Here is a 17761-nt window from a genome sequence, read left to right as displayed (position 1 = left end):
TTCACAATTTCACAACTGTCAAAACTGGCAAATTTTGCTATACTATGCACAAATTTTTATCCCAAACCCCAAAACTTCAAAAACTTGTAAACTTTTAGCCGCCAATGAATCAGCCACTGACCAAACTCAAAACCACGCCCCTATCACGGCGTTTATCCATCGCCAAAACTTCACTCAATATCGGCAAAAACTGGGCAAAATCCAGCATGAGCGGACTTTTACTCAGTAAAGAAGAGCGAGCAGTCGCCAAGCACACGCTACTACAAGAGCAGGCCGATTATTTGGTGAGCGAGTTGGGCAAGCTCAAAGGTTCGGTTGTCAAAGTTGGGCAAATGCTGGCATTGTACGGTGAGCATTTTTTGCCAAAACAAGTGCTAAACGCCCTGCATACACTGGACGCCAGCACCGCACCGCTGTCGTGGCATGTGATTTATGAAACGCTAAAAGCCGAGCTTGGTGAGCGGATTGCTGATTTTGAGATTGAACGCACGCCAATTGGCACGGCAAGCCTTGCCCAAGTGCATAAGGCAATCCACAAATACACAGGCCGTGCTGTCGTGCTAAAAGTGCAGTATCCCGGTGTTGCCGATTCTATCGATTCTGACTTGTCTATTTTTAAGCATTTATTAAAAATAACCAACGCCGTGCCACAGACTAAGGCATTAGATGCGTGGTTTGAAGAGATTGGTGAGCTGCTGCATCGTGAAGTGGATTATCAGCTTGAAGCGAATACCACCAAGCGTTTTGCCAGTTATTTGGCGGCCGATCATCGCTACATTGTCCCAACGATTTATGACAATTATAGCACTAAGCGGCTGATTTGTATGAGTTTTGAAGCTGGTGTATCGCTCAACGACCCAAGCCTGTCCGCCCTACCCCAAGCACGCAAAAACGCCCTAGGGCAAGCTGCCATCGAAGTGGTGATTCGTGAGCTTTTTGAATGGGGAGAGATGCAGACTGACCCAAATTTTGGCAATTATTTGGTGCGTTATGAAGATGGCATTGATAAGCTAATCTTATTAGATTTTGGGGCGATTAAGCAGTTTGATAATCATTTGCTTAGTATCGCCAAGGGTCTGATTCATGCTGGCTATCACCAAGACAAGGGGGCGATGATGGCGGCGATGACAGGTTATGATTTTTTTGATAAATTGACTGGCAAGCCAAAATCAGACATGGCAGATGTGTTTTTGATGGCGTGTGAGCCGTTTGCACAGGCATCGGCGTTGCGTGCTGCTCATCATAGCAACTCACCCCATTTGGACGATGCAGGCTTGTATCTTTGGGCGACAAGCAACCTATACGCTCGAGTGATGGACACCGCCAAAAACGGCATGCAGTCGCTGGAATTTAGCCTACCACCAAAAGAAATGATGTTCATTAGCCGCAAATTCATCGGTGCTTATGCGTTATTGGTTGCCTTAGACGCACGCACTGACGCTGACGCATTAATGGCGGATTTTGTTTGATTGCTTGTGTTTTTTTGTGTTGATTTATTGATTAATATAATTAATATTAGCTGATAAATCAATTGATAAAATACAGATAATTGCTAATAAATCAATACAATCCATCTGACAAATTTAAAAATGCCAGTACGCCCATCGCTGCCGCTTTTCCTGTGGCAAAACAGCCTGTGAGCAAATAACCACCTGTGGGAGCGTCCCAATCGAGCATTTCGCCAGCACAAAATACCCCTGCTTGATGGCGAAGTTGTAATGATACATCAACCGCCGTGCGTTTGATGCCACCACCTGTGCTGATGGCTTCGGCCATTGGGCGAAATCCTGTGCAGTGAACGGCTAGCGATTTGATATGCTTGGCCATTGTTTGGGGATTTTGCCAGTCGGATTTTGGTGTGCATTCTCGCAAGATGGCGATTTTTGCGGCGTCCAGACCTGCTTTTTTGAGCGAAGTATTGAGCGATTGTTTTTTAGATTTACTTAATATACGACCAATCTCATCGGCAGATTTGTCAGGCAATAAATCCATCTGCAGACCAAAGCCATCGGTATCGCTTGCTTGTCGCATGGCGGCGTTGAGCTTATAAATCAGTCCGCTTTCTAACCCATAATGGCTGATAATCACATCGCCCTGCTCGCTGGTATCGCCAACGGTGATTTTGACACGCTTGAGCGGCTGCCCAAAAATCGCCGCCATATAAGGCGACCAGCCCACCAACACGCCAACATTACTGGCATACAGCGGTGTCAATAGCTCATCAGGCAGCCACGCCTGCCATGCACCATCACTACCCAATGACGGATAAGAGCCACCGCCACATGCCAAAATCACCGCATCAAATGACTCATCAAACTGGTCAATCACTTGATTTTGATTGTTTAGTTGTTCAAAACAAAGCGACCGCTCATTCATTGCCGTGCAGCGATGCCGATAATAAAACTGTACTTCACGGCTTTGTAATCGCTGCAGCCAAGCACGCACCAGTTTTGATGCTTTCATCTGCACAGGAAAAATCCGCCCTGTTGAGCCGACATAGCTGTCAATGCCAAGCCCATTCATCCATGCGACAATCTCGTCCGCTCCAAAATCCTGCACGAATGCCGCCAGCCAATCGCTGGGCATATAACGCTTGACAAAGACCGCCTTATCTTCGCTGTGTGAGATGTTCAGCCCTGTTTTGCCTGCCATCAGTATCTTGCGTGCAGCGGTGGGTTTTTGTTCAAACACTTGCACGGCCACAGGATAAGCCGACAGCACTTCTGCCGCCATCAAGCCTGCCGCCCCAGCACCGATGATGGCAATTTTGGGTTTGTTAGACTTCATCAGCACCCCATTTGGCAGGCGTGGCATCAAAATGCGTGCGATAATTATCAGGCTTGGTGATGACAAGTTCTTGGCAAAGCTCGCCACGAGCCAGATATTTGATTTCAAAATGCGTGCGTGCCGACTGGGGGTCAATCACCGATTTTTGATAAGGCAAATACCAAACCGTCTGCAACAGCTCACACGCTTCATCAATATAACTTGTGATATTACTCGCCAATACAATGCTTGCCCCTGCCTTGAGCCGTGATAATAAAAACTCAAAAAACGGCATATTTAGCCAGCGTTGGTTTTTGTTGTGCGGCTCTGGATTGGGGTATAACAAAAACACGCCATCAAGCGATGCAGGCGGCAGATGATGCACGGCAAAGGCAATGGCATCGGCATGGATATGGGTCAGATTTGGCAAGTCCAAGCCAGTCGCCAGCTTAGCAAAAGCGGCAAATTTTTCTGCTGTTCGCTCAGCGGCAATCAGATGCTTGTCTGGATTTGCCTTAGCAAATAGCATCGCATGTTTGCCTTTGCCAGCACCAATTTCTAAATACAGCGGCGTATTGGTTGCTACTGCCTGAGCAATGGCGGCGGCATCTTTTGGCGAAAAATTTTTGGGGGCGTGAAAATGCTGCGTGTCAAACACTCGGGCAAATTGATGGCTAAAATCTTGTTTAAAACTTGGCTTATTCATCGTGGTTTTGTTGGTTGTATTGGTTATATCTGATTTGTGGCTTGTGATTGGTAATTTGTGATAAATCATCAAAGGCTTATTATACCACAATAACACAGCCGACTTTTATCCATACCAAAAAATTCGCACAAATGCCATCAATGCTTTATAATAGGCGGTTTGGACAAATTAATTTGTTTGTCCTTAAATTTATCATTAAATGCTTAATTTTTTTGTTTATTAGGCACATTGAGCAAGGTTTAGAGCAAAATTATGACCCACCCAATCATCGCATACACAGACGGTGCCTGCAAAGGCAATGGCAAACAAGGCGCATCGGCAGGCGGCTGGGGCGTGCATTTGCAATTTGCCAATCGTGATGTGCGTAACCTGTGGGGCGGCGAAGCGGACACCACCAACAATCGCATGGAGCTGATGGCGGCAATCGTCGCCTTACAAAGCACGCCAAGCGATACGCCACTGCAGCTGTGGACGGATTCTGGTTATGTCAAAGACGGCATCACCAAATGGATCGATGGCTGGAAGGCTCGGGGCTGGCGAAAAGCGGACGGCAAACCTGTGCTAAACCAAGAACTGTGGCAGACGCTGGACAATCTTTGTCAAAACCGCCAAATCGATTGGCAATGGGTCAAAGGCCACGCAGGACATGAAGGTAACGAAATGGCAGACAAACTGGCAAATCTGGGCGTTGATGGGCAAGGCGATGAGCTGATTTCAAATCAAGTTTTTCAAGCCAATCAAGCCAGTGGCGATTATCATGAGCATTATGAGCCAATCCATCACACCGACAATGCTCAAAACCATGATGGACAACATGGCGGTCAAAATGGCGAACAAATCGCCCCAGTATCCGCCCCCAAAATCGGCGAATACAACACCGTGCAAAATCCCAATTATGATGGTGATACCAGTCGCATTAATCCAGATTTTTGGGCGATATTGCCCGCCCCTGTCAATCGTGGCACATCTGAGCGGCAGCTGATTATGGATACGGAGACCACAGGTTTTAACGACCAAAATGGCGACCGCATCGTGGAAGTGGGCATTGTGGAGCTGGTTGGGCGTAAATTTACTGGCAACATTTTGCATGTGTATATCAACCCTGAAAAGCAAATGGACGATGAAGTTATTGCCGTTCACGGTATTAGCAATGACTTTGTGTCTGATAAGCCAAAATTTGCCGAAGTTGCCAAATTGATTTATGAATTTATGGTGGATAGTGAAATCATCGCTCACAATGCCAACTTTGATATGCGATTTTTGACGATGGAATTTGACCGTGTTGGCTTGCATGATTTTAGTCAGCGAGTGCAAGTTACCGACACACTGGCGATGGCAAAGCAAATGTACCCAGGGCAAAAAAACAGCTTGGACGCTTTGGTCAAACGGCTTGATGTCGGCAAAAAAGACCGTACTTTCCACGGTGCTTTACTGGACTCTGAAATTTTGGCCGAAGTGTATTTGGCAATGACTGGCGGACAAATCACCATGGCAATCGATGACGATCAAGGACTGGGGCATGAACAGCTGTCGCAAGGCACAGGCTTTGCCAATTTGTCGCAGTTAGCCAGCCTACTACAAATCTCAAATGCCGATAGCGATGCCGATGCTGCATGGCGACAGCGTGTGCTAAAAGGATAACTGGGATAAATTGGGATAAGCATGATGATCACAAGCTGGCTGGTTGATGGTGATGGGATTATTTGTCTGGCAAATGGCACGCCTTTGGTGCTGACGCTTGACCACACGCCACGCTGTGCAATTTATCTGGGTTTTGTTGAGACACATCACGGCAAGCCGATTTTACAGACCGCCAATTTGCCTGTCAGTCATGCCATGGACATCAAAGACGCCATCAAACTTGGGCTGATTGCCGCTTATGGCGACGGCTATGACACCAAAGATCAGCGGCATTTACGCAAAATCAGCTTTACGCAGTTTTTGGACACTGCCGATATGCCAACACTTGCCGCCATCACTCGTGCCATCACCTTAGTCAGATGGCAAAACGATCACCGTTTTTGCAGTCGCTGCGGCACGAAGGCTGTGCCACACGCACACGGCGAACACGCCAAAGTTTGCCCAAAATGCCATCATCATGCCTACCCACGAGTGCAGCCCTGCGTTATCGTTGCCATCACACACACCGATACCACAACTGGCAAGCCACAGATTTTATTGGCCCAACATCAAAGGCATAAGGTTCAAGGGGTTTATGGTTTGATTGCTGGCTTTGTCGAATCTGGCGAAACACTGGAAATGGCTGCCCACCGAGAAGTACTCGAAGAAGTCGGCTTGTGCATCGATTCGCCACGCTATTTTGGCAGTCAGTCTTGGCCGTATCCAAGCAATTTGATGGCAGGTTTTGTTGCCGATTATGCCAGCGGTACGATTGCCATTTGTCCTGATGAGCTGGTTGATGCCCAGTTTTTTGATTTTGACAATTTGCCAAAAATTCCACGCACTGGCACCATTGCCCATGCTTTGATTTGCCATGTGATTCACCATTTTAATGATAAGCACAATACGCCCAACGCATAAAACACGCACAAACGCACAACTGACAATACAAACATGCAACACACAAACACAGCTTATACGCCATGATTACCTTTGATAAACCAAACCCACCACAATCCAGATTGACCAATTTGCCAGTATTATTTACCAAGCTGAATTTGGACAAACTTGATGATGCCAGCCAAGCGACCATCGCCGCCATTGATGCGATTTTGCCACAGACGCAATGCGGACTGTGCGGACATCATGACGGCTGTCTGCCCTATGCCCATGGCATCGTTACCCAAGGCGAAGCCATCAATCTGTGTGTCCCCGGTGGGCAAGCAACCACAGACGCCATCGCCGCCATCACTGGCCGTGACGGACAAACAGCCACGCCCAGCAAGCATCCGCTTGACCCTACCACCAATCGCCCCACCGAAGTGCGTGCCGTGATTCGTGAAGCTGACTGTATCGGCTGCACCAAGTGCATTCCTGCCTGCCCTGTTGATGCCATCATCGGCACTGCCAAGCACATGCACAGCATTGTCAGCGATTTATGTACAGGGTGTGAGCTGTGTATCGCCCCTTGTCCTGTGGACTGCATCGAACTGGTTGCGCACGCTCGCACGCTAGACGAATCGGCACGCACCGCCGAACAAAACCACCTGCGTCATCGCTATCATCAGCATCTGCACCGCATCGCCAAAACCATCGAAAGCGGCAGTAAACCTGTGGTCAGCACCATCGAATCGGCCATGGTCAATGCCCTAAACACCGCCCAAAGCCCAAATATCGACCAACAAACCGCCAAAAATACCATCGCCGCTGCCAAATTACGCAGTCAAATTAAAAAATTAACCAAGCAACTTGCTGTCAAAGACGATGCCAAATTGCGTGAGCAGTTGAGCAAATTGCAACAAGAACTTGCCCAATTGGAATGATTGCCACCAAATGCCATCAGCACGCTCAAGGATAGCCATAAAGGATACGCCATGACGGACAAATCTTCCCACACCGCCCAAAATAAGCACTCGCCAGCCGATTATCAGCATCTACAAATCATTCGGCGACTTGCCCAACAAAATTACCCCTTCGCCCAAGATGCCAAAACGGCCTTGGCGGCGGTGGCGACCGAGCGTGCCAGTGCTTATGATAAGCTGTTTTTGTACGCCCAGAAGTTGGACAGTGATGGCCGTATCATGGCAAGCCTACAACACACCAAGCAGGCGATTGGTATGGCAGTTAAGGCATTGTATTTGCTGTATTTTTTGTTGGCGATTATCAGCACCACAGGGCTACTTGGCAGCCAAAGCATCAATTTCTTTTATCTGCTGGCAACTTTGCTTGGCTGGCATACGATTTCGCTCATGTGGTGGCTGATTGGCTTGATATTGCCCAATAAAATATCCATCATGGATAATCTGATTGATAAATATATCTTACAAAATTCCCTGTTTGGTAAATGGCAAACGGACGCTACACTCCAAAAAGCGGTGCTTGCCATCTTAGCCCAAAACCAAGCAACCAGCAGACGCTGGCAAATCGCCAGCATCATGCACGGCGTCTGGCTTGCTGCTTTGGTAGGCAGCGTATTTGGGCTGTTTGGGCTGTTTTTGTTCAAAAGCTATGATTTTCGCTGGGAATCCACGCTGTTATCCGACCAGCACTTTTATGCTTGGCTTGCCATCATTGGTTATTTGCCTGCCAAATTGGGATTGACTTTACCAACCATGGCACATAGCAGCTCCGCCCAATTTGCATGGCTTGCCATTTTTAGCCTGATTGGCTATGGCATATTGCCCCGCTTGCTGGCGTATCTGTACAGCCGCTGGCAAACAAGACCTATGACCGGCATTGATACTCGTGAGCCTTATTATGCAGATTTGCTAAATTATTTTGGGAAAAGAATCATCGATCCAGACGATTATCAAGCACCGATACCGACCATTGTCCGCACGCCCATGCCCAGCACGGCACGCCTTGCCATCGCCCTAGAAAAGCCCTATTTGCCCAATGCAGCGATTGGCGTGATTGACACCAAGGCACAAATTGATGACTTTTTACAAAAAGCCCATCAGTCATCGGCACAAATTTGCTTAATTATCAATACCGATACCGCCCCTGATCGTGGCATTGTCCGTAAAATTGAGCGGCTTGCCAGCCATCAGTTTGGTTTGGTAGTAATCTTAACAGGCGATGACAGCACACATCTGACGGCATGGCAACAGGCACTGCACGAGCGGCAAATTGCCATCATCACACGCCAAGACGCCCAAGATGTGCTATAATTGTTGCGTTGAATGATTGATTTTGATGTGAGTTTAATGAATTTAATTAAATTTAAGTTCATTTTAATTAATTTCAATTTTAAACATAATTTTCATTATGGTTTTAGTTTAAGGAAAATATCATGCCATTATTTGCCATCATCGGACACGATGTCGCCGACAGCACCGACAAGCGTGCCGCCGCTCGCCCAGCTCACCTTGAGCGATTAAACGAACTGCTCGCCCAAAACCGCCTTGTCATCGCAGGACCAACGCCCATCACACACGGTGAACCTGCAATGAGCGGCAGTCTGGTGGTAGCAGAATTTGCCGACATTCAAGCCGCCAAAGCGTGGGCAAGCCAAGACCCTTATATCAGTGCAGGCGTGTACAGCCATGTTGATGTCAAGCCATTTATCCAAGCACTGCCAGCCAAAAAGTAGCCAATACTGCATTGGTAAATTGCTAAATTGTTAAACCAATTGACGACTTGGCAAATTAACAAATAATCAAAAGCCGTGCATTCACATACCAATAAACAAACGCCAAGCCATGACTCATACCAACCACGCCGATATTGGCAACCAGTCCGCACTAAGCACCGCCAATCTGTGCTGGAAAACCGACACCGATGGGCATACCGTGCCAACTTCCGTGCAGTTTGATGATGTGTATTTTTCGCACGCAGGCGGCTTGGCGGAGACTTATCATGTGTTTTTGCATGGCAATCAGCTGCCCAAGCGATTTGCCCAGTTGCAAGATAATTTGCCCCAAAATCCGCCCCAGCAGACACGATTTGTGATTGCTGAGACTGGTTTTGGTACAGGGCTAAATTTTTTGGCGACTTGTCAATTATGGCAAAACACCGCCCCAAAATCCGCCAAGCTGCACTTTATCAGCACCGAAAAATTTCCCCTAAGTCGCCAAGATTTGGCTCAGGCGTTATCGGCTTGGCGACAAGATGCCAGCCTTGTGCCTTGGATTGATGCCCTGCTTGATGCCTATCCGCTGCCACTGACTGGCTGCCATCGGCTGCATATTGGCGATGCGATTACGCTGGATTTGTGGCTTGGCGATGCTTTGGACAGTTTTGCTCAATTAATCCAAACCCAAACTGCAGGCAGCTTGCGAGTCGATGCGTGGTTTTTGGACGGCTTTGCCCCTGCCAAAAATAGCGATATGTGGAGTCAAGCACTGTTTGACACGATGGCAAAACTCTCGCACGACCAAAGCAGTATCGCCACTTTTACCGCTGCAGGCTTTGTCCGCCGTGGCTTATTGGCGGCTGGCTTTGATGTCGTCAAATCCAAAGGCTTTGGCAAAAAGCGTGAAATGCTACAATCTGCCGACACGCCAAACCAGCCCAATTTCCCCAAACAAGCCGCCATCACTCACAAACGCATCGCCATCATCGGCGGCGGTATCAGTGGCGTTAGCCTTGCCCAAGCACTGGCTCGCCGTGGTCATGATGTCAGTATTTTTGATGCCAAGCCCATCATGTCGGCAGCTTCGGGCAATCCTTGTGCGTTATTTTCGCCCAAATTGACACTGCTTGAGCAAGCCTGCAATCATTTGCCGACTGTCAGTTTTTTGTACGCACATCGTCATTATAAAGCACTGAACCAAACTTATACCGTGATGGACAATACTGGCGTGATTGATTTGTTATTGCCCAGCCAAAAAACCGCCGATAAACACCGCACCATGATAAGCGATTATCCTGATGATTTGATTGATGAGTTTGATTTGGTAAGTCTTAAGCAGGACGCTTTGGCAGACGACCTAAAATCTGCCAACATTGTCGCTCATGTGCCGATGGGCGGCATTTTATACCCTGCCAATATCGCCAAATCCATTGAATGCTGCCAGCGGATTTGCCATCAGCGGTTAAGCATTGAGCAGATTGATGAGCATGAACAAAATGTTCGCCTAACAGCCTTTGACGATACTGGCAACCGTGAGCAGTTTGACTTTGATCGTGTGGTTATCTGTGCTGGCTTTATGAGCCATCAGCTGGACGATGGTTTATTTAACTGCCGTAAAATCCGTGGGCAAGTGTCTTGGACTGCCATTAGCGATGATGAATCGTCAGCCCATCAGCAGTGGCGAGCCATCAAATACGATGGTTATTGCAGTCAATTTTTTGACCCCATCAGCGAAAAACCATCGCTGCTGTTTGGTGCCAGTTTTGTCAGAAATTGCACCGACACAGCGGTACACAATGACGAACATCAGTTTAATTATCAAAAACTTCGCCAAGCCCTGCCCCAATATTGCCAAAAACTGGGCATTACTCAAAACAGCCAGCTGATTGGGCGTGCAGGCGTGCGAGCCCAGACGCCAGATTATCACCCACTGGTCGGCAAAATTGCCAACCGCCAACACAGCTATTGCTTGTATGGCATGGGTTCAAAGGGTTTTAGCTTTGCCCCTTTGTGCGGTGAGATTTTGGCGGATTTGCTTGATGGCGGTATTTTGCCCATCACGGCGGCATTATTGGACAAATTATCACCCGCTCGCAAGCGATTACAAACGCCCATCAGCGACAATGTTGATTGATAAGATTTACCACTGATAATTTTAAGTAATACATGATAATTTCACCGCCACAATACGGCAAATGGTGATGCGTTTAGAATTTTGCAATCATTGCAATGATGATTGCACTAATAATCACTGCAATCGTCATTGCTTTGTCAGTTATTTGTCATTGCATTAACTTTACAAAATTTCAACGGTAATTTGGATAAAATCAGTATCGCTCAACATAAACCTAAAGTATGTTTGGTGAAATGGTTCGCAGCCCTGCCACCACAATCTCAATCGCCAACGCCGCCAAAATAATCCCCATAATGCGGTTGATGACATTTAGCCCTGTCGCACCAAGCAATTTACTGATGCTACCCGCCGCCATCAATGACAGATAGCAAAACACACTAATGCACAGTCCAGCGATGATGATAAACAGCATCTGCATCGCACCGCTGACTTGTGATGAATAAATAATCACCGTAGAAATGCCGCCCGGCCCAATCATCATCGGAATGGCAAGTGGCACAACCGCCATGCCCGTCAGCGAGCTTGGGTCTTTTGGTTTGGCAGGAGACATTTCGTCTTCGCTGGGATTTGGTTTGGCAGGATTATTGCCGTCATTCATCATGCCCAAAGCAATCAAAAACAGCAGAATCCCACCTGCCACACGAAACGACCCCAACGAAATCCCCAAGCCATGTAACAACGCTTCGCCACATAAGGCAAAAAAAGCAATGGTCACAAAAACCGTTGCACAAGCAATGCGAGCAATGCGGCGTTTGTCTTGCAGGCTGTAACCGTTGGTCATATTGACAAACATCGCCAACGCTGCCGATGGATTGATCAGCACCACAAAGGCAAGAATAATTTTAATAATTTCTACTTCCATGATTTTCCCATGCGATAATTACGATAATTATTTGATATTTAATACTTGACATCTGATAATGGCAGTCATTTTGCCAATTATTTTATCATGCTTTGACCAAATCTTTGAAAAATTTTGCAAATTTGCCAGCTTTAGCAATTTGTGCATCTGATTGCCCAAAATTTGGTACAAAAACACCAAAAACAGTTGAAATCGCCAAAAAATTGCGGTATTGTGCTTGCCAAAATTATGGGTTTTTCTTATGTCAAATTATCAACAACAAAACGCCGTCGTGCTGTTCTCAGGCGGTCTGGATTCGACCACTTGCCTGTACTGGGCGAAGTCGCAATTTGCCAAAGTAACCGCTGTCAGTTTTCGCTATGGGCAGCGGCATTCTAGCGAGCTTATCACCGCCCAAAAAATCAGCCAATCGCTTGGTGTTAGCCATCATATCATTGACATTGATATTGGTAAATTGGGCGGCTCTGCTCTGACGGACACGGCAATTAGCGTGCCTGATTATGACGCTTCGGTGGTCTATGATGACAGCCAGCAGGTCGCACCCGTCACCTATGTGCCAGCACGCAACACCATCTTTTTATCCTATGCCCTAGCGGTCGCCGAAGTAACCGACGCATCAGCGATTATCATCGGTGTCAGCTCGGTGGATTATTCAGGCTATCCAGATTGTCGAGCCGATTACATCACCGCCTTTGAAAACATGGCAAATCTTGCCACTGTCGCTGGCAGACAAGGGCATAAATTATCCATCATCGCTCCACTACAAAACCTGTCCAAAGCTGAGACGCTCAAACTGGGCTTATCGCTTGGCGTGGATTATTCGCAAACCGTCTCATGCTACCAAGCCGATGCCGATGGGCGAGCTTGTGGCACTTGCGACAGTTGCCACTTGCGAAAACAGGGTTTTATTGATGCAGGCGTTGCCGATCCGACACGCTATCAGTCGCTGGATTGATTATTAAGTTGCTATTGATATTTTTAAATTAACAAAATCCCTGCTTTGACACAGGGATTTTGACAAATTTAGCAACTTACCAACCAAATTATTCAGCTGCTTGCCATGCCAATTTGCGACAAAATCAGGCGTAATTTGTCATTGGGATTATCCGCATTAGTAATCGAGCGGCCAATCACCAAATAATCCGAGCCATTTTGCAGGGCTTGTGCTGGCGTGCAAATTCGCATTTGGTCATCTTTAGCATCGTCTGCCAAGCGAATGCCAGGCGTAACCAGCTTAAATGCTTCACCAAATTTTTGTTTTAAGATGGTAGCTTCTTGTGCCGAACACACCACGCCATCAAGTCCTGCTTGGTGTGTCAACCCCGCTAAGTGTAGCACTTGTTCACTTGCCGTGCGAGTGATGCCAAGCTCCGCCAAATTGGCATCGGTCATCGAAGTCAGCACCGTTACCGCAATCAATAGCGTCTGATAGCCGCCATCGCTTAGGCGAGTTTTGCAAAGACGCATCGCATCACTGCCAACGCTGGCATGGATATTGGTCATCCAAACGCCCATATCCGCCGCCGACAGCACCGCTTGGGCAGTCGTATTGGGAATGTCATGGAATTTTAGATCCAAAAACACATCAAAGCCACGCTGATGAAATTCTTTGACCACTTGAGTGCCACAGACGGTAAACAGCTCTTTGCCCACCTTTAGGCGGCATAAATTTGGATCCAAACTGTCCGCCAATGTCAATGCATCGTTCAAATGATGCTTGTCAACCGCCACAATAATTGGTGATTTGCTCGCCATAATCATTCCTTATTTTATTCATTTGGTCATAAAAAAACCGTTGATTTAACGGTTTTTTTTACAAAGCCAAATCATCATAGCATAAATTCAATTGCCATTCAATTTGCAAAATGGCTGACCGATTGATGTTACTGGCTTATGCTGGGTTGTTTGGATTGCTTGAACTGGCTGGATTGTATGCGTTGTCATTATCCGCCGTTGTTTGAGCAGTGTTTAGCGTGCCTTGGGTTGCTGCCAGTGATGTTTGCTGTGCCAATTCGGCTCGGCGAATGTCATCGGCTTGTTGTGCCAGCTTGATATTGGCATCTGCCAGCTGTGATTGCACATGAGCGACTTCTTTTTTCAGGCGGCTGATTTCCCATTTGTTTTGCAAAACACGAAACAGCAATAATGCCAACAAAATGCCAATCAAAATGCCCAAAAAGATGGTCGCCACCAATACCAAGCCCAAGCTCATGTTGGCAACATTAGAAAATAGCAAATTAACGGAAATGGCTTGGTTATTTAGCCAAACCAGCGTCCAAGAATACGCAAACGCCAAAATCAATAAAATAATAAGAATAATATGCATAAAAAACTCTTTATAAAACTCTGTAAAGTGGCTTTTGCCAACCATTAGCAGCAATCTGACCAAAAAAAATCATTCTTAAACAGATTGCTCTTACAAAATCGCTCTTAAAATTTGGTTTATCGTCAATCAACCGATTAATCAGCGATGACATTGACAGACTCTCGCAGTGCTTTGCCCGGTTTAAAATATGGTACGGCTTTGGCTTTGACGGATACTTTTTCGCCCGTGCGGGGGTTGCGTGCCAAGCGTGCATCTCGATGGTGCAGGCAAAAGCTGCCAAATCCACGCACTTCAATGCGTCCATCGTGTACCAATTCATCAACCATCATAGCGACAATCAGGCGTACCGACTCGGTTACAATGTACTCATCAATATTATCGCATCTTGATGCCAAATTGGTAATCAAATCAGATTTATTTAATACCATTTGCATATTATCCACTCAAAATTTAACCAATTGCCAAATTTGGATTTGTTTTTATTTCAAACTTAAATGATAACCGAAATCAACCAAAAAGAAAATGTATTTTTTGTTAAAATTGATATCATGAATCTTTTGGTCGGATTTAGTGTTTTGTATATTTCATCAATCTGCATTATACCGCCAATTTTAGTAAATCATTTGACAAATAAAAAGGACAGCAAGAAAAACTTGCCGCCCCTTTGTCATTTGAAGATCACAACTTCAATCAGCCAAAATTAGCCTTTTAGTTGATCACCAAAAATGTCACCCAATGTCTTAGGCTGTGCTTCAACTGCCGCAGCGTTTGAAAGCTCTTTGATGGCTTGACGCTCATCGGCTTCGTCTTTGGCTTTGATTGATAGACCGATGTTGCGAGATTTGCGATCGGTGCTAACAATTTTCGCTTCAACTTCATCGCCAACGCTTAGCACTTTTGATGCGTCTTCAGTACGCTCACGAGCAATGTCAGAAGCACGCAAGTAGCCTTCAACTTCGTCAGCCAAAGTGATAACTGCACCTTTAGCATCAACTTCTTTTACTGTACCTTTAACGATAGCACCACGGTCGTTAGCGATTAGGTATTCGTTAAATGGATCAGAATTTAGCTGCTTGATACCTAGGCTGATACGGTTGGCTTCTGCGTCAACAGACAATACCACAGCTTCAACGGTATCACCTTTTGAGTAGTTGCGGATTGCTTCTTCGCCAGACTCAGTCCAAGAGATGTCAGACAAGTGTACCAAGCCATCAATACCACCTTCTAGGCCGATGAACAGACCAAAGTCAGTGATTGACTTGATAGTACCGCTAATTTTTTGACCTTTTTCGTGGTTTTTGTCAAACTCAGCCCATGGGTTTGGCATGGTTTGTTTGATACCTAGGCTGATACGACGACGCTCGCCATCAATCTCTAGAACCATAACATTCACTTCGTCGCCCACTTGAACAACTTTTGATGGGTGAATGTTTTTGTTGGTGTGGTCCATTTCAGAAACATGTACCAAACCTTCGATGCCTTCAGCAATTTCTGCAAAGCAGCCGTAATCAGTTAGGTTGGTTACACGAGCTTTGGTGATTGTACCCACTGGGTAAGTTTGTTCAACTTCAGTCCATGGATCAGCACCAAGCTGTTTTAGACCTAGGCTAACACGGTTACGCTCACGGTCAAACTTCAATACTTTAACTTTTAGATCTTGGCCAACTTCCACCGCTTCTGATGGGTGCTTGATACGCTTCCAAGCCATGTCAGTGATGTGTAGAAGACCATCGATGCCGCCCAAATCAACGAATGCACCGTAGTCAGTTAGGTTCTTAACGATACCTTCTACTTCCATACCTTCTTCTAGTTTGGCAAGCAATTCATCACGCTCTGCTGAGTTTTCAGCTTCCATAACGGCACGGCGTGATACAACGATATTGTTGCGTTGTTTGTCAATTTTGATGACTTTAAATTCAAGCTCTTTGCCTTCTAGGTGAGTTGTCTCACGCACTGGACGAACATCAACCAAAGAACCCGGAAGGAATGCACGCACTGAGCCGATTTCAACAGTGAAACCGCCTTTAACTTTAGATGAGATTACACCTTTAACGATTTCGTCATTTTCGTGCAATTGCTCAAGGGCACGCCAGCTTTCTTCACGCTTCGCTTTTTCGCGTGAAAGTACAGTTTGACCCATACCGTTGTCCACAGCTTCAACAACAACGTCGATGCTGTCGCCTACTGCTACTTCAAGCTCACCAGCTTCGTTTAGGAACTCTTCACGAGCAACGATGCCTTCAGATTTTAGACCTGTATCAACTGTAATCCAATCGCTGTCAATCGCAACGACAGTACCTGAAATTACTGAGCCACGCTCAATGTTAAGACCTTGTTCTGATTGGCTTGCTTCAAACAGTTCAGCAAATGATACCATTATGTTTACCTTAAAAAATTAGCCACAGCCTGTCCAGCACAGTGTGGTTCAAGTGATTGCCAGTCATTGCAATACTGGTTTTGGGCAAATGATCGGCAAATAAAAAAATAAAGCGGTGTTATGATAGCACAAAATTTATAAAATAGATAGGATTTATTTTATAAATTTAACACATAGACCCACTGCTCGCCCTTTTGTCCCATGACGGTTCGTGCTTGTTTGACAAAGCCCAGCTTTTCATAAAGCCTTTGGGCGGGCCAATTGGCGTGATTAACCCCAAGCACAATCTGATGACAAAACGGAATGTACGTTTGGCAAAATTGCTGTAAGTGATTTAGATTTAACGCATTTTTGGCATAGCCTTTGCCCTGAAAAGCAGGATTGATGGACATTGAGCGAAGTAAAACGGCATGAGCATCATCAGTGTAGCGGTATTTATCCTGCCCAAAATCCAACACAAAAAACCCCACCGCTTTGCCATTGTCTAAGATAGCGACCTTATGGGCGTGCAAATTGTCATCATCAAACCACACGCTCGGCAAGACAGTAAACTGCTGTTGCTCATCACTCAACGCATAAGATAAATCATCATAATGCTTGGCGGTTAATGGGTTAAGCGTAAGCGTAATCATAACTTATTCTGCATAAATGCAAAAATCTCATCAAACACAGCGTCCGCCGATTTATCCGAACTGTCCAAAACCAAAGCATCTGACGCAGGGCGGCTGGGGGCGACGGCACGGTTTTCATCACGCTCATCACGAGCGACAATGTCCGCCAAAATGCTCTGATAATCCGCCACTTTGCCTGCCATTTGCAGCTGTCGCACTCGTCTGTTGGCACGAGCTTTGGCACTGGCTGTTAAAAATACCTTAACATCAGCATTAGGAAAAATCACCGTTCCCATGTCTCGTCCGTCCGCCACCAGTCCCTTTTTGCCATTGGCAAGATTGCGTTGCAAATCCAAAAGAGCGGCACGAACTTTGGGAAAAACAGCGACTTTTGATGCGTATCCGCCAACAATTTCGTTGCGAATGTCGTCTATTAATGGCTGATTGTCGATAAGAATATCGACGCTACAAGTGTCAGTATTTGGGCGAAAAGACAGCTTTAGCGAACCAGTCAAATCCGCCAATTTGTCTTCATCAATATTATCAACCAGTAAGCCTTGCTTATGAGCAAGCAGCCCCACAATGCGGTATAATGCCCCACTGTCCAAAAGCTCAAAACCCAAAGTCTGTGCCAAGCGGTACGCCACCGTACCTTTGCCTGCACCTGATGGCCCATCGATGGTGATGATTATCGGTTGTTTTGTCATAACATATCCAATTCATTGACAATGTTAATTAATCAATCATGAAATAATTTTCTTAAAAATAGCATTTTTATTAATCAT

At 46.2% G+C, this 17761-nt stretch carries 17 protein-coding genes; 8 read left to right on the top strand and 9 right to left on the bottom strand.

The window, feature by feature from the left end; all coding sequences use genetic code 11:
- Nucleotides 1-104: 104 nt before the first annotated feature.
- Nucleotides 105-1469, top strand: a complete 1365-nt coding sequence (locus tag ACFBZI_RS08040) for an ABC1 kinase family protein (RefSeq protein ID WP_375715812.1) — start codon at nucleotides 105-107, stop codon at nucleotides 1467-1469.
- A gap of 91 nt (nucleotides 1470-1560) precedes the next feature.
- Here the strand turns inward: ACFBZI_RS08040 and ACFBZI_RS08035 are convergent, their stop codons facing one another.
- Together ACFBZI_RS08035 and ACFBZI_RS08030 are read right to left on the bottom strand one after the other, a co-directional pair.
- On the bottom strand, nucleotides 1561-2787 hold the full coding sequence (locus tag ACFBZI_RS08035; protein ID WP_375715811.1) for a TIGR03862 family flavoprotein: 1227 nt from the start codon (nucleotides 2785-2787) through the stop codon (nucleotides 1561-1563).
- The gene (locus tag ACFBZI_RS08030) at nucleotides 2777-3472 is read right to left on the bottom strand and encodes a class I SAM-dependent methyltransferase (RefSeq protein ID WP_375715810.1); all 696 of its coding nucleotides are present in this window, start codon (nucleotides 3470-3472) and stop codon (nucleotides 2777-2779) included. Before ACFBZI_RS08030 ends, ACFBZI_RS08035 begins: the two co-directional genes overlap by 11 nt.
- 252 nt (nucleotides 3473-3724) lie before the next feature.
- Between ACFBZI_RS08030 and dnaQ the strand changes: the two genes are divergently transcribed.
- The 6 genes from dnaQ (at nucleotide 3725) to mnmC (ending at nucleotide 10800) form a co-directional block, all read left to right on the top strand.
- Nucleotides 3725-5113 (top strand): DNA polymerase III subunit epsilon, encoded by a 1389-nt coding sequence (gene dnaQ, locus ACFBZI_RS08025; RefSeq protein WP_375715809.1) that lies wholly within the window; start codon nucleotides 3725-3727, stop codon nucleotides 5111-5113.
- Between the two features lie 21 nt (nucleotides 5114-5134).
- Complete coding sequence (nudC, locus tag ACFBZI_RS08020; protein ID WP_375715808.1) at nucleotides 5135-6013, top strand: NAD(+) diphosphatase; 879 nt, start codon at nucleotides 5135-5137, stop codon at nucleotides 6011-6013.
- A gap of 62 nt (nucleotides 6014-6075) precedes the next feature.
- A complete protein-coding gene (locus ACFBZI_RS08015; RefSeq protein ID WP_375715807.1) occupies nucleotides 6076-6915 on the top strand; it encodes an RnfABCDGE type electron transport complex subunit B in 840 nt (279 codons plus the stop codon).
- A 51-nt stretch (nucleotides 6916-6966) separates the two neighbouring features.
- Entirely contained in the window at nucleotides 6967-8262 is a 1296-nt protein-coding gene (locus ACFBZI_RS08010) for a DUF2868 domain-containing protein (RefSeq protein WP_375715806.1), read from the top strand.
- 122 nt (nucleotides 8263-8384) lie between these two features.
- Entirely contained in the window at nucleotides 8385-8684 is a 300-nt protein-coding gene (locus ACFBZI_RS08005; RefSeq protein WP_375715805.1) for a YciI family protein, read from the top strand.
- A gap of 109 nt (nucleotides 8685-8793) precedes the next feature.
- Nucleotides 8794-10800, top strand: a complete 2007-nt coding sequence (gene mnmC / locus ACFBZI_RS08000) for a bifunctional tRNA (5-methylaminomethyl-2-thiouridine)(34)-methyltransferase MnmC2/FAD-dependent 5-carboxymethylaminomethyl-2-thiouridine(34) oxidoreductase MnmC1 (RefSeq protein ID WP_375715804.1) — start codon at nucleotides 8794-8796, stop codon at nucleotides 10798-10800.
- 214 nt (nucleotides 10801-11014) lie between these two features.
- Here the strand turns inward: mnmC and ACFBZI_RS07995 are convergent, their stop codons facing one another.
- Complete coding sequence (locus ACFBZI_RS07995; protein ID WP_375715803.1) at nucleotides 11015-11662, bottom strand: MarC family protein; 648 nt, start codon at nucleotides 11660-11662, stop codon at nucleotides 11015-11017.
- A gap of 241 nt (nucleotides 11663-11903) precedes the next feature.
- On the opposite strand from ACFBZI_RS07995, the gene queC reads away from it, so the two are divergent.
- Nucleotides 11904-12617, top strand: coding sequence for a 7-cyano-7-deazaguanine synthase QueC (gene queC / locus ACFBZI_RS07990; protein WP_375715802.1), 714 nt, complete (start codon nucleotides 11904-11906; stop codon nucleotides 12615-12617).
- 92 nt (nucleotides 12618-12709) lie between these two features.
- Here the strand turns inward: queC and pyrF are convergent, their stop codons facing one another.
- From pyrF to cmk, 6 genes are all read right to left on the bottom strand, one after another.
- A complete protein-coding gene (gene pyrF, locus ACFBZI_RS07985) occupies nucleotides 12710-13423 on the bottom strand; it encodes an orotidine-5'-phosphate decarboxylase (protein ID WP_375715801.1) in 714 nt (237 codons plus the stop codon).
- A 130-nt stretch (nucleotides 13424-13553) separates the two neighbouring features.
- The gene (locus ACFBZI_RS07980; protein WP_375715800.1) at nucleotides 13554-13988 is read right to left on the bottom strand and encodes a lipopolysaccharide assembly protein LapA domain-containing protein; all 435 of its coding nucleotides are present in this window, start codon (nucleotides 13986-13988) and stop codon (nucleotides 13554-13556) included.
- 134 nt (nucleotides 13989-14122) lie between these two features.
- Nucleotides 14123-14422, bottom strand: coding sequence for an HU family DNA-binding protein (locus ACFBZI_RS07975; RefSeq protein ID WP_375715799.1), 300 nt, complete (start codon nucleotides 14420-14422; stop codon nucleotides 14123-14125).
- A gap of 266 nt (nucleotides 14423-14688) precedes the next feature.
- Nucleotides 14689-16368, bottom strand: coding sequence for a 30S ribosomal protein S1 (gene rpsA, locus ACFBZI_RS07970; RefSeq protein WP_375716338.1), 1680 nt, complete (start codon nucleotides 16366-16368; stop codon nucleotides 14689-14691).
- Nucleotides 16369-16523: 155 nt separating this feature from the next.
- Nucleotides 16524-16997: a GNAT family N-acetyltransferase gene (locus ACFBZI_RS07965; protein WP_375715798.1), complete on the bottom strand. Its 474-nt coding sequence runs from the start codon at nucleotides 16995-16997 to the stop codon at nucleotides 16524-16526.
- Nucleotides 16994-17683, bottom strand: a complete 690-nt coding sequence (gene cmk, locus ACFBZI_RS07960) for a (d)CMP kinase (RefSeq protein WP_375715797.1) — start codon at nucleotides 17681-17683, stop codon at nucleotides 16994-16996. Before cmk ends, ACFBZI_RS07965 begins: the two co-directional genes overlap by 4 nt.
- Nucleotides 17684-17761 lie beyond the last annotated feature (78 nt).

This window comes from Moraxella marmotae, assembly GCF_042219885.1.
Lineage (GTDB): Bacteria > Pseudomonadota > Gammaproteobacteria > Pseudomonadales > Moraxellaceae > Moraxella > Moraxella marmotae.
The sequence above is the reverse complement of the archived record's forward strand: the minus strand, read 5'-3'. Positions and strand labels throughout refer to the sequence as shown.